General features: G+C 51.6%; 11 protein-coding genes and 1 pseudogene. 5 read left to right on the top strand and 7 right to left on the bottom strand.

Annotated elements, in window-relative coordinates; translation table 11 throughout:
- Positions 1–27: 27 nt before the first annotated feature.
- The 7 genes from KB554_RS04335 to KB554_RS04365 all read right to left on the bottom strand — a co-directional run bounded on the left by KB554_RS04335 (position 28) and on the right by KB554_RS04365 (position 5,707).
- Positions 28–2,544 (bottom strand): TraG family conjugative transposon ATPase, encoded by a 2,517-nt coding sequence (locus KB554_RS04335; RefSeq protein ID WP_007487620.1) that lies wholly within the window; start codon positions 2,542–2,544, stop codon positions 28–30.
- Positions 2,541–2,873: a DUF4133 domain-containing protein gene (locus KB554_RS04340; RefSeq protein ID WP_004291514.1), complete on the bottom strand. Its 333-nt coding sequence runs from the start codon at positions 2,871–2,873 to the stop codon at positions 2,541–2,543. Before KB554_RS04340 ends, KB554_RS04335 begins: the two co-directional genes overlap by 4 nt.
- 10 nt (positions 2,874–2,883) lie before the next feature.
- Positions 2,884–3,201, bottom strand: coding sequence for a DUF4134 domain-containing protein (locus tag KB554_RS04345; RefSeq protein ID WP_002560983.1), 318 nt, complete (start codon positions 3,199–3,201; stop codon positions 2,884–2,886).
- Between the two features lie 201 nt (positions 3,202–3,402).
- Positions 3,403–4,131, bottom strand: coding sequence for a hypothetical protein (locus KB554_RS04350; protein WP_007487622.1), 729 nt, complete (start codon positions 4,129–4,131; stop codon positions 3,403–3,405).
- A 15-nt stretch (positions 4,132–4,146) separates the two neighbouring features.
- Positions 4,147–4,500 carry a DUF3408 domain-containing protein gene (locus KB554_RS04355; RefSeq protein ID WP_004348451.1) on the bottom strand — a complete coding sequence of 118 codons (354 nt, stop codon included), beginning with the start codon at positions 4,498–4,500 and terminating at the stop codon, positions 4,147–4,149.
- Positions 4,501–4,502: 2 nt separating this feature from the next.
- On the bottom strand, positions 4,503–4,943 hold the full coding sequence (locus KB554_RS04360; protein WP_004291503.1) for a DUF3408 domain-containing protein: 441 nt from the start codon (positions 4,941–4,943) through the stop codon (positions 4,503–4,505).
- Positions 4,944–4,945: 2 nt separating this feature from the next.
- A complete protein-coding gene (locus KB554_RS04365) occupies positions 4,946–5,707 on the bottom strand; it encodes a ParA family protein (RefSeq protein ID WP_004348452.1) in 762 nt (253 codons plus the stop codon).
- A gap of 708 nt (positions 5,708–6,415) precedes the next feature.
- On the opposite strand from KB554_RS04365, the gene mobA reads away from it, so the two are divergent.
- The 5 genes and pseudogenes from mobA to KB554_RS04390 all read left to right on the top strand — a co-directional run bounded on the left by mobA (position 6,416) and on the right by KB554_RS04390 (position 12,527).
- Positions 6,416–6,844 carry a conjugal transfer protein MobA gene (mobA, locus tag KB554_RS04370; protein ID WP_004291488.1) on the top strand — a complete coding sequence of 143 codons (429 nt, stop codon included), beginning with the start codon at positions 6,416–6,418 and terminating at the stop codon, positions 6,842–6,844.
- Positions 6,823–8,070 (top strand): conjugal transfer protein MobB, encoded by a 1,248-nt coding sequence (gene mobB / locus KB554_RS04375; protein ID WP_004348454.1) that lies wholly within the window; start codon positions 6,823–6,825, stop codon positions 8,068–8,070. The genes mobA and mobB overlap by 22 nt, the downstream gene beginning before the upstream one ends.
- Before the next feature lie 30 nt (positions 8,071–8,100).
- Positions 8,101–9,024, top strand: a pseudogene (locus KB554_RS04380) (YWFCY domain-containing protein); the annotation flags it as partial.
- 640 nt (positions 9,025–9,664) lie between these two features.
- Positions 9,665–11,317, top strand: a complete 1,653-nt coding sequence (ltrA, locus tag KB554_RS04385; RefSeq protein WP_032557826.1) for a group II intron reverse transcriptase/maturase — start codon at positions 9,665–9,667, stop codon at positions 11,315–11,317.
- A 4-nt stretch (positions 11,318–11,321) separates the two neighbouring features.
- A complete protein-coding gene (locus KB554_RS04390; RefSeq protein WP_081589820.1) occupies positions 11,322–12,527 on the top strand; it encodes a TraM recognition domain-containing protein in 1,206 nt (401 codons plus the stop codon).
- Positions 12,528–12,576: the final 49 nt, after the last annotated feature.

Consider the following 12,576-nt stretch of genomic DNA (forward strand, 5'->3'; position numbering starts at 1 on the left):
TTTCTTTTTTCGTTGATAAATTCATTTTTAATTGTTGGTTGTTTCCTTGTTTCTCCGCTTCTCGGCAAGTTGCCGGATGGCGGCTTCGATGTCGCCGCCCAACTTCTCCGCCAGATGGTAAACCTCCACTTTCTCCGTTTCCTCGGTGGTGTACGCCAGATACTCTTCTGCACTGACCTCGGTGGCATAGACCGCCGATTGTGTGCCACCCAAGCCTATCCACACCTCTTTGTAGAGCCGTGAAGGGTTGTTCGCCATGTTGATGGAGAGTATCTGCGACTTCTCCTTTTCCGTCAGTCCGAGCAACGCCTGTATCTGGTCGAACTTGTTCATATATTTCCTTTGGTCAAGCAGGATTTTACAATCCGAGTTGTTGATGATGCTCTCTTTGACCACCGGAGAACTGATGATGTCGTCCACCTCCTGCGTCACCACGATTGCCTCGCCGTAATATTTTCTGACTGTCTTGTACATATAGCGCAGATATTCAGCCATGTTCGCTGAAGAGAGAGCCTTCCAAGCCTCTTCCACAATAAGCTGTTTCCGTACCCCTTTCAGTCGCCGCATCTTGTTGATGAAGGCTTCCATGATGATGATGGTCACGACGGGGAACAGTTCGCGGTTTTCCTTAATCGAATCTATCTCGAAGACAATGAACCGCTTGCCGAGCAGGTCGATGTTCTCCGTGGAGTTGAGCAGGAAGTCGTAGCGTCCGCCCCGGTAATACTGCCGCATGGTGGTGAGCATGTTGTCGATGTTGAAGTCGGACTTCTCCACCTTGATGTCACGCTGTGCCAGTTCCTTGCGGTAGTCGTCACGCATATACTCGTAGAAGGTGTTGAACGACGGCACGATGCTACGGTCGGATTGGATGCGCTCAATATAGGCACTCACGGCACTGCCCAGCTCGCCGCTCTCCGTCTTTGTCACCTTGTCGTCCTCCGACTTCCAGAGCGTCAGCAGCAGGGTCTTGATGCTGTCCTTCTTCTCCACGTCGAAGATGTAATCGTCGGTGTAGAACGGGTTGAAGCTGATGGGCTTATCTTCCGTGTAGGTGAAATACACACCGTCCGCTCCGCCTGTCTTGCGTCGGATCATGCCGCACAAGCCCTGATAGGAGTTTCCCGTGTCCACCAATACCACATGTGCGCCTTGCTCATAATATTGGCGCACGAGGTGGTTCATGAAGAAAGACTTGCCGCTGCCCGAAGGACCCAGCACGAACTTGTTGCGGTTGGTCGTGATACCCCGCTTCATCGGAAGGTCGCTGATGTCGAGGTGCAGCGGTTTCCCCGTGAGCCTGTCCACCATCTTGATGCCGAAGGGCGAGAGCGAGCTGCGGTAGTTGGTTTCCTCTGTGAACAGGCACACCGCCTGTTCGATGAAGGTGTGGAAACTCTCTTCCGCCGGGAAGTCCGCCGCATTGCCGGGTATCGCCGCCCAGTAGAGTGTCGGGCAGTCGATGGTGTTGTGGCGCGGCACGCATTCCATGCTTGCCAACTGGCTGCCCACGTCGTTCTTGATATGCTTCAGTTCCTCCGCATCGTCGCTCCACGCCATGACGTTGAAGTGTGCCCGTACCGAGGTCAGTCCGTAGGAATGGGCTTCGTTCAGGTATTGGTCTATCCACTCGCGGTTGATGCTGTTGCTCCTTGAATAGCGAGATAGCGACTGCATGTTACGGGCGGACTTCTCGAACTTCTGCAAGGTTTCCTCACTGTTGTCTATCAGCACATACTGGTTGTAGATATGGTTGCAGGAGAGCAGAAGCCCCACCGGGGAGGCGAATGACAGTCGGCAGTCACTCCGGTCGGTGGAGAGCTTCTCGTAACGGGTGTCGGTAGCCACCTTGCCCGGCAGGTCTTCCGCGTCGGAGAGGGTGTGCAGACACAGGCGGTTGTCGCCGATGCGCATCTCCCTTGCCGAAAGCTCGATGTCCTGCAAGGTGGTGTCACCTTCTGGCATGAGCGAGAAGTAGCGTTCAATAAGTCCCGCCTTACCCTCCGTCCCCACGATCTCGTCGGTGGAGAAGCGGCGCAGCCTGACAAGCCCGCTGTCGTTCATGATACGCTCGAACTGTTCGCAGGTTTCCAAGAACTTGGTCGTGGTTTCCCTGTCCAGCTCCATCGGGATGATATGTCCCCGGCACAGCGTGCTGAAATTGCTCTGCATCCGGTTACGCTCCTTTGTTGTCTTGGTCAGGTAGAGGTAGCAGGTGTGTTTCAGGTACGGACGCTCGTTGAAGTGACGCTCGAAAGAGCGGCTTAAAAAGCTCATGTCGTCCTTCTGAAGCTCCGGTTTGTAGCGTTCCTTGATGAACCAGTCCTGTTTGTGTACGACGGAGTAGTCCGGCAGCACCTTGATAGCCTTGCACCAGCAACTGTGTATCGCCTCGTACTCCGCACCCGTCACGGTGTAAAGTTCCGGTAGTTCCACCTCGAAAGCCACCGTGATGTCGGCGTCCTTTGAGATGATGCAGCCATGCTCCACCGCTAAAAGTGGGAACCTGTTTTCCAGTGTTGTCATTTTCGATGTATTCCTCATTGTCTTTCTTCCTTTCGTTGTCGTTTGAACAGACGGGTTATCCGCCGCCGGTTGATAAGGTATCGGGGATGGCTCCGTGCCGCTCCTAATTTCATCAGCCCGTGTTCGCCGTACCGGGCGTTCAGCGCGAAGGTCTGCCATACAAGGAGGGAGGACGATGCCGCGCCGAAGCCGATACATATCCACTGGTCGATACCGACCATGTAGAGGATGACGAACAGGACGAAGAGAGCCAGCAGACCTCCGCAGAAGATGAAGAGGTACTGTGCCTTCAAGCCCTTGAACTCTACCGGACGGCCGATACCCTTGTTGATTGGGTATTCAGCCATACATTATTTATTAAAGGAAGAATGAGCGCAGGATGGTGGCGGCAACAATCAGGAAGATGCACGCGCCGAACCACGAGGCGGCTGTCTTGCTGGTGTCGGGGTCGCCCGATGAAAACTTGCCGTACACTTTTACGCCCCCGATAAGCCCGACGACTGCACCGATGGCGTATATCAGTTTAGTTCCGGGGTCGAAATAAGAACTCACCATAGAGGTGGCTTCGTTGATGCCCGCGATGCCGTTTCCCTGCGCGAAAGCGGAGGCGGTTGCGGCGATGACAAGTGCCGCGGAGAGGATTGCTTTTCTGTTTTTCAAGATGTTCTTGTTCATAAACTGTTCTTGTTTTTTGCCGTCAAAAGGGTGGATGGTCCTTTGTCGGGCGGTTGATACTTTGTTTCTTTACTTTGGTTTTAGTGGATGCCCGTTTGTTTCCACGGACGTGGGCGTGTCCGTTGCGGATGGGGATGCGCCTTGCGTTTCCTCGCCGCGTGGGTTGATGTCATTCTTTCATGTTCATTTCTTTTATTGTTGTCATACATAGTTGCGAATGTCGAACTCCTCGATGTTGTCCGGCACGACGAACTCCTTTTCAGATTTCTTCAGCCGAATCTCGATAAGCCCCTTGATGCGGATGCCTATCTCCGAAGAGCCTTCCATCATTTTCTCGTACAACTCCGTGCCCTCCATGTCGGTGAACACCTTCGCCGCCTTTTCACGTTCCGCCTGTGTCGCGTCCGGGTTTTTGGCGGTCTTGCAGGCGTCGTCAATCTCGTCAAAGCTGCTGCCCGAAGCCCGTGGCGTGTCCGAGGCGTCCTCTTCCGGTTCGTCGTCCCCGTATCCCAGTTCCTCCGGCGGTATGCTCGTGAAGGTCTCATCGAGTTTTTCCTCCGGGACTTGTGCCGGGCGGGATGCGTTTCCCGTTTTTCCGTCGTCAAAAGTAGCCTCTTCCTCCGACAGCTCAATGCCTTTTTCCGAAGTGGCGGCTTCTTGCGTCGGTATGGCAGCGGTTGTCCGGGTGGATGCCATCCTGAAACGGCTCTCGCCGATGATGTCCGCCTTTTCCGCAGGGACTTCCTCGTGTGCCGCTATGCGTTTAGCCTCATTCCCGTCCAGTGACCGCCATAATCCGGCAATGCCCTTGAAGAAGCGGACAATCCGCGTGTCCATGATGCGCTCGTAAAGGAGCAGGAACAGGAACCAGAGGTTGCAGCCGACCGATACCGCCAGCAGAATGTCTGTCATGCTGATTGTGTAATTCATATCCTTCCGTTTTGGTTAGAATACTGAATTGTAATTTCGGGCATAAAGGCTCTTTATCGCATCCTCGCACTGGTTGAAATGGTACGTCAGCACATGGTCGATATAGGCGGACAGCGTAAGCCGGTCATGCCCGATTACACGGGTGATGCGCATGATACGCTCGTGGTACTCCGGGCGCACATACGCCATTTTCCCCTCACGTGCCTTTACTTCCGGGTCGCGGATGAACAGACGTTCATAGTCCTTCTCGCAGCATTTGTCGGTTACCGGGACAGGCGACAGTATTTCCACACTCGCCTGCACTTGAGCAAACATACCTCCGCAGTCTTGCTGTGGTCTTTTTTCATTCGGTGTCATTTCTTTTTCCATTTTCAAATCAGATCTTCACGTTGTTTCTTGTACAGTTCGTTGATTCTCTCCTTGTGCTGTTCCAGATGCTGGCGCAGCACGGTATCCACATATCCGCCTACTGAGATTTCCCCTCCGGCGATGTCGTTCACGATTCTGAGGATCTTGCCGTGGACGTCACGGCTGATATAGACACATTGGCGGGTCTTTATCTCGTTGCGGCGCAGGAACAGCTCGTTGTAGTCCTCGTCCTGCCTTTTCCGGCGTCCACTTTCCCTCTGCGCTTTTTCCCGTGTTACGGGTTGCACAGGAGATGGTTCCGGTGCGGCGGTGTCCTCTTCGGTCGGTGCAGCTGCGGGTACTTCCTGTGCGGGGCGCAGTGTCCCGTCCTGTGTGCGCCGCCCGATGGAGGCTAACAGCAGTTCCTCGTCGATGCCTTCCGTGTTCACTTTCCTGCTGCCCATGCTCACTGCGGTCTGATGATGTCGCTTATCTCTTCGGAAAACTCCCGGATGCCACTCCCTTTCAGCAGTGCCGTGTCCATCGGGAAGATGGTGGAGCGGAAAACGCTCTTGCGCTCTTCCGAAAGGTCACGGCGGAACTTCTTGCTGTCGGGCAAGCGGGTGGAAAGTACCGGAAAGCCCATTTCGGCTATCACTTCCTCGTAGATGCCGTACAAGTCGTTCCTCTCCCTGCCGTCCACCATCGTCCAGAACAGATGCAGCCCCTTTGTTTTCGCCTGTCCGGTAGTCATCAGCCTGTCGCGGAACATCGTGACGAATTTCAGGGTACTCTCCACGACAAAGCGGTCGGCACTCAGCGGAGTGAAGATGTAGTCCATCTGCGAGAGCGTCTTTATCACGCCGTTACTACGGAGCGTGCCGGGCATGTCGAAGAACACCACGTCGGGTTTCATGTCCTCAGTGGCAATCATCCTCTCGGCATCGTCGAGGGCGTTCACCGCATTGCTCTTGACGATGGTGTAGGCGTTCTTTTTGATCCGGCGGAAATGGTCGCAAGCGAGAGCCTTGAAGTAGGTGCTGCTGTCGATAAGCCCCATTTCGTGTTCGCGCAGCCCGTGGATGCTGTGCTGCGGGTCGTCGCAGTCCACGACGGCGACATTGTAGCCTTTCACGTTGTGCAGGTAGCTGGCGGCAAGTGCCGTGACAGTGGATTTGCCGATGCCACCTTTCTGTGTTGCGAATGCAACGAAGATTTCCTTACTCATAGTTCCATTTATTTTAATTGTTGAAGATTTCTTTTTCTATTTATATGCGGATTTGGTTGCTACATTATCCGCTTCAGTGAACAGACACACGGGCGGGTCATCGCGTATCCGGTTCTGTGGTGAAGCGGTGCGGCGAACAAGTGATGAATGACGACACTGCGTCATGAAGTCATTGAATCCGTACTTCACCGGATTGTCGGATAACCGGGGTTCCGACGGTTCGGGTATCCGCTTCGGCAAGTGTCCGAAGAAGCGGTTTTCCGGGTATTTGAATGTTCCGTTTCTCATATCTTCAAATCGTTGGTTCCTTGAATCATGCTGCAAATAAACAAGTATATTTTGGAACTTGTATCACTTCCCAAGCAATTGGCAGCACGTTGCGCCGGTTGGCAGTCATTGACCGGGTCAAGCGTCTGTCCGATACCGCTTTAAGGACGTAACTTTGCCCCCGGACAGCAGGGTTCGCCGATGGTGGCACAGCCGGAGTCCTGAAAGGTATCTTCCCATCCGTCCCCTGACGGATTTTTATGTTCACCTGAACATAGCAAGGTATGTTTTCAGCCGCTCAAAATATTTTGAGCATCCCGGAAAACGCCTTGCCCTTGCAGGGGGCGGGCTTTCCCTCCGAAGTCGGGAAGCCTTTCAAAACTGCGGTGCTGTAATCCGAAGCGGCGGCTTATGCCGTCAATCCGCTAAATCCAAAGTAATATGAAAGAGAAAAGGAAAAGCAAATCAGGGAGAAATCCCAAACTTGATCCGGCGGTGTACCGTTACACCGTCCGTTTCAATGAGGAGGAACACAACCGTTTCCTCGCCATGTTCGGAAAATCGGGTGTCTATGCACGGTCGGTTTTCCTCAAGGCGCACTTCTTCGGACAGCCGTTCAAGGTGCTTAAGGTGGACAAGACGCTGGTGGACTATTACACCAAACTGTCGGATTTTCATGCACAGTTCCGTGCCGTGGGTACGAATTACAACCAAGTCGTGAAGGAACTGAGGCTGCATTTTTCAGAGAAAAAGGCGATGGCGTTGCTCTACAAATTAGAGCAACACACCGTCGAACTCGTGAAACTGAGCCGCCGGATTGTGGAACTTTCAAGGGAAATGGAGGCGAAATGGTCGCAAAAATCAGTGTAGGAAACTCGTTGTACGGCGCGATTGCCTATAACGGGGAGAAGATTAACGAGGCGCAGGGGCGGTTGCTTACGACCAACCGCATCTACAATGACGGTTCGGGAAAGGTGGACATCAACAAGGCGATGGAGGGTTTTCTCACCTTCATGCCGCCACAGATGAAGGTGGAGAAGCCGGTGGTGCATATTTCGCTCAACCCGCATCCGGAGGATGCGTTGACCGATGCGGAATTGCAGGATATAGCCCGCGAGTATCTGGAAAAACTCGGTTTCGGCAACCAGCCTTATCTTGTTTTCAAGCACGAGGACATCGACCGCCACCACCTGCACATCGTGACGGTTCGGGTGGACGAGAACGGGAAATGTATCAGCGACAAGAACAACTACTATCGTAGCAAACAAATCACCCGTGAGCTGGAGAAGAAATACGGGCTGCACGATGCGGAGCGCAGGAACCGCCGTCTTGACACGCCGCTAAGCAAGGTGGACGCATCGGCAGGCGATGTGAAGAAACAGGTAGGCAACACCGTGAAAGCTCTGAACGGGCAGTACCGTTTCCAGACGATGGGCGAATACCGTGCGCTCCTTTCCATCTATAACCTGACGGTGGAGGAAGCGAGGGGTAACGTGCGCGGACGGGAATATCACGGGCTGGTCTATTCCGTCACGGACGGCAGGGGCAACAAGGTGGGCAACCCGTTCAAGTCCTCGCTCTTCGGGAAGTCCGCAGGCTATGAAGCCATGCAGAAGAAGTTTGTACGTTCCAGATCGGAGATTAAGGACAGGAAACTGGCAGACATGACGAAACGTACCGTTCTTTCCGTGCTGCAAGGCACTTATGACAAGGATAGGTTTGTTTCCCAACTTAAAGAGAAGGGCATCGACACCGTACTGCGCTACACGGAGGAAGGGCGCATCTACGGGGCTACCTTCATCGACCACCGCACGGGGAGTGTGCTGAACGGTTCGCGCATGGGCAAGGAGCTTTCGGCGAATGCCTTGCAGGAACACTTCACCCTGCCATACGCCGGACAACCGCCGATACCGTTATCCATCCCTATGGATGCTGCGGACAAGGCACACGGACAGACCGCATACGACCGTGAAGACGTATCGGGCGGAATGGGCTTGCTCACTCCCGAAGGTCCGGCGGTAGATGCCGAGGAAGAGGCTTTCATCCGGGCGATGAAGCGCAAAAAGAAGAAAAAGCGCAAGGGCTTGGGTTTGTAATCGGAGTATCAACAATTAAAAAATCAATGTATGTCACAACAAGAAGACGATTTGAGGGCATTGGCGAAAATCATGGATTTTCTGCGTGCCGTGAGTATCATTTTAGTGGTCATGAACGTGTACTGGTTCTGCTACGAAGCCATCCGGCTATGGGGCGTGAACATCGGTGTGGTGGACAAAATCCTTCTGAACTTCGACCGCACGGCGGGGCTGTTCCATTCCATTCTGTACACGAAACTGTTTGCCGTCCTGCTGCTTGCCCTGTCCTGTCTGGGTACGAAAGGGGTCAAGGGCGAGAAAATCACTTGGGGAAGAATATGGACGGCACTCGCCGCCGGATTCGTGCTGTTTTTCCTCAACTGGTGGATACTGGCTCTGCCGCTGCCGGTTGAAGCGGTGACGGGCTTGTATATCCTTACCATCGGCACGGGCTATGTCTGTCTTTTGATGGGCGGGCTGTGGATGAGCCGCCTGTTGAAACACAATCTGATGGAGGATGTTTTCAACAACGAGAATGAGAGTTTCATGCAGGAAACGAGGCTCATCGAAAGCGAGTATTCGGTCAATCTGCCCACACGCTTCTATTACAAAAAGCGTTGGAACAATGGCTGGATCAATGTGGTGAATCCCTTCCGTGCGTCCATCGTGTTGGGTACGCCGGGCAGCGGCAAGTCATACGCCGTGGTAAACAATTTTATCAAGCAACAGATTGAAAAGGGCTTCTCGATGTATGTATATGACTTCAAATTCAGTGACTTGTCCACCATAGCCTACAACCATTTGCTGAACCACCCGGAGGGCTACAAGGTGAAGCCGAAATTCTATGTGATCAATTTCGACGACCCGCGACGCTCACACCGTTGCAATCCCATACACCCGGATTTCATGGAGGATATTACGGACGCTTACGAGAGTGCCTACACGATAATGCTTAACCTCAATAAAACTTGGGTGTGACCTGTAAAGTCGCGTAATTGATTGTTAAACAGTGATATTAGTTGCATGATTTAACCCGCTGTTCCGTCAGCGGTAGCCTACTATAAGGTGCATCTCCAGTGATGGGTTGTGCCAAGCTTATAGGACAAAGTACACTCTCCGAAAGGACAAGACTGAACCGTGAGGGAACGTCAAGGGCGGTTAGTATCATACTGCCGAGTGGCGAGGCTGGATAGCATGGTTAACATAAGTGAACTGTCTTTAGCCATCGTGAGGTTTGAAGGAGCGGAAGATACTTTAGCTCTCACCAAAAGGTAAGCAGTCGGATAACCCCTGCCCATGTTGGGGTTACACGGACATGGCACTGCCGGTGGACTTGACAGAACCTAAACTATCCTTTTGTCAATTACGTGGAACAGGGCAAGCCTGTATCTCTCTCGTAACAACGCGAGTAAGCGAACCGCAAGGCAAGCCGAAAGGGGTGCAGGTATGAGATAACGGAGAAAGCGAACGCCTCCCTGTAATGGGGAGGATACGGATTGAATCGACATCACGGGCTGATTGTGGATAACATCATCCGACACGAAAGTGGGCAGACTTCCGTATATGGTAACTCTTTACAAGATAACTTTTAGAACTTTCAAAAGGAGGAAAGCAAATGAACGAAACTAAGACATCGTGTGCGCCTGCTGACAACAGGAATCTGACTTGGGACGGTATGAACTGGTCCAAGTGCGAAGCCTATGTCCGAAAGCTTCAAGCGCGTATTGTAAAGGCTCAGAAAGAAGGCAGACATAACAAGGTGAAAGCCTTGCAATGGATGCTCACTCACTCTTTTTACGCCAAGGCATTGGCTGTAAAGAGGGTTACTTCCAACAAAGGGAAGAAAACGTCTGGAGTAGATAAACAGCTTTGGGACTCTCCCAAGCGCAAGTACAAAGCAATCAGTGAACTGAAACGCCGTGGCTACAATCCGCAGCCACTCCGTAGGGTTCACATCAAGAAAACGAACGGTAAACTCCGACCGTTGGGAATACCGACCATGAAAGACAGGGCGATGCAGGCTTTATATCTCATGGCATTGGAACCGATAGCCGAAACGACAGGCGACCGTTTCTCCTACGGCTTCCGAAAGAAGCGCAGGACAATGGACGCAATCCGTCAGATTGATACGGTTTTAAACCGCCAACATTCTCCCGAATGGATTTTGGAGGGAGATATAAAAGGCTGTTTCGACCACATCAGCCACGACTGGCTCATTGAGAATATCCCTATGGATAAGACAATACTCAGAAAATGGTTGAAATGTGGAGCTGTGTTCAACGGAAAACTATTCCCGACAGAAGAGGGTACGCCACAAGGAGGTATCATATCACCGACACTTGCAAACATGGTACTTGACGGGCTTCAGCCGCTCTTGGCTAAAAGATTCAAAAGACTATGGCGTAACAACAAGACATTCCATTACAAGGTAAATCTTATTCGCTATGCTGACGACTTTATAATCACAGGCCGAGATAAGGAACTATTGGAAAACGAAGTCAAACCAATAGTGATAGAATTTCTCAAAGAAAGAGGTCTTACCTTATCCGAAGAGAAAACTACTATTACGAACATATATGACGGATTTGATTTCTTGGGTTTCAATGTAAGGAAGTTCGGCAAAAAGCTATACACATCTCCGTCCAAAGACGCACAGAAACGCTTTAGGGCAAAAATCAGTGACATAGTCAAAGGACATAAGATGTGTAAGCAGGAATCGCTGATACGAATGCTCAATCCTGTAATCACAGGATGGGGTAACTATTACCGATATGGTGCATCGACCGATGCTTTTCATGGTTGCGACTACCACATTTATAATCTCACGAAGAAATGGGCCTTACGTCGTCACCCTAAGAAACGCAAGTCTTGGGTCGCAGACAGGTATTGGCATGAAATTCGGGGACGCAAATGGACGTTTGCGTGGAAATATGAAACGAAAAGTATGAAAGTGAACTACCTGACCCTTAAAAGATTGTCGGATATACATTATACTCCGTACAAGCAAGTCAAGGGAGAGGCAAATCCTTTTGACCCGGAATACGATGATTATTTCTCTCAGCGTAAGGAGCAACAAATGCTGGAATCTCTCAAAGGACGTAAGTCTCTCTTATATTTATGGAACAAGCAGAACCGGATTTGTCCGTTATGTGGCAAGGAAATAGACTGTACAAAAGCATGGAACGTCAACGAAATATCTGTTGGTGGTTCGATTGTACGGCAACTTGTCCACAACAACTGCTACAAGCGAAATAAACGAAAATGTTGAAAGTATGAGCCGATTTCTAACAACAAATAGAAATATTGAGTTGCTTGAGCCGTATGAGGGGAAACTCTCACGTACGGTTCTTAGGGGAGAAGGGGGCAGCAATGCCCTTGACTTACCCGATGTGCAAAAGCAGGGCGACTTCTTCGTGGAGTCACCTATCATTTTGTTTGCCAGCATTATCTGGTATCTCAAAATCTATCAGAACGGGAAGTATTGCACGTTTCCCCATGCCATCGAGTTTTTGAACCGCCGCTACGAGGATATTTTCCCGATACTGACCTCTTACCCGGAGCTGGAAAACTACCTTTCCCCGTTCATGGATGCTTGGCTCGGAGGGGCTGCGGAGCAGCTCATGGGGCAGATAGCGTCGGCGAAAATCCCGCTTTCGAGGATGATTTCCCCGCAGCTCTATTGGGTGATGTCGGACAGCGAGTTTACGCTGGACATCAACAATCCCGAAGAGCCGAAAATCCTATGCGTGGGCAACAATCCCGACCGTCAGAACATCTACGGGGCGGCTCTCGGATTGTATAACTCCCGTATCGTGAAACTCATCAACAAGAAGGGAATGCTGAAGTCATCGGTCATCATCGACGAGCTGCCCACGATATACTTCAAGGGGTTGGACAACCTTATAGCCACCGCCCGAAGCAACAAGGTTGCCGTGTGTCTGGGATTTCAGGATTTCAGCCAGCTGGTGCGCGACTACGGTGATAAGGAGGCGAAAGTGGTGATGAATACGGTCGGTAACATTTTCTCCGGGCAGGTGGTAGGTGAAACGGCAAAGACACTATCGGAACGGTTCGGTAAGGTGTTGCAGAAACGGCAGTCTATCTCCATCAACCGGCAGGATGTTTCCACCTCCATCAACACGCAGATGGATGCGCTCATTCCGCCGAGCAAGATTTCCGGTCTGACGCAGGGAATGTTTGTCGGTTCGGTGTCCGACAACTTCAACGAACGTATCGAACAGAAAATTTTTCACTGCGAGATTGTGGTGGATGCCGAGAAGGTGAAGCGGGAGGAACGTGCCTACAAGAAAATTCCGGTCATTACCGATTTCACGGACGAGGACGGCAACGACCGCATGAAAGAAACGGTGCAGGCGAACTACCGGCGTATCAAGGAAGAGGTGAAGCAGATTGTGCAGGAGGAACTGGAGCGCATCGCGGGCGATGATAACCTGAAATATCTGTTGCAGCAGAAGTAAATAAAAAAATGAAGAAAGGCTTACCATAAACCTTTCTTCATTTTTTTAG

Source organism: Alistipes sp. Marseille-P2263 (genome assembly GCF_018101075.1).
In the GTDB taxonomy this organism is placed as follows: Bacteria; Bacteroidota; Bacteroidia; order Bacteroidales; family Rikenellaceae; genus Alistipes; species Alistipes dispar.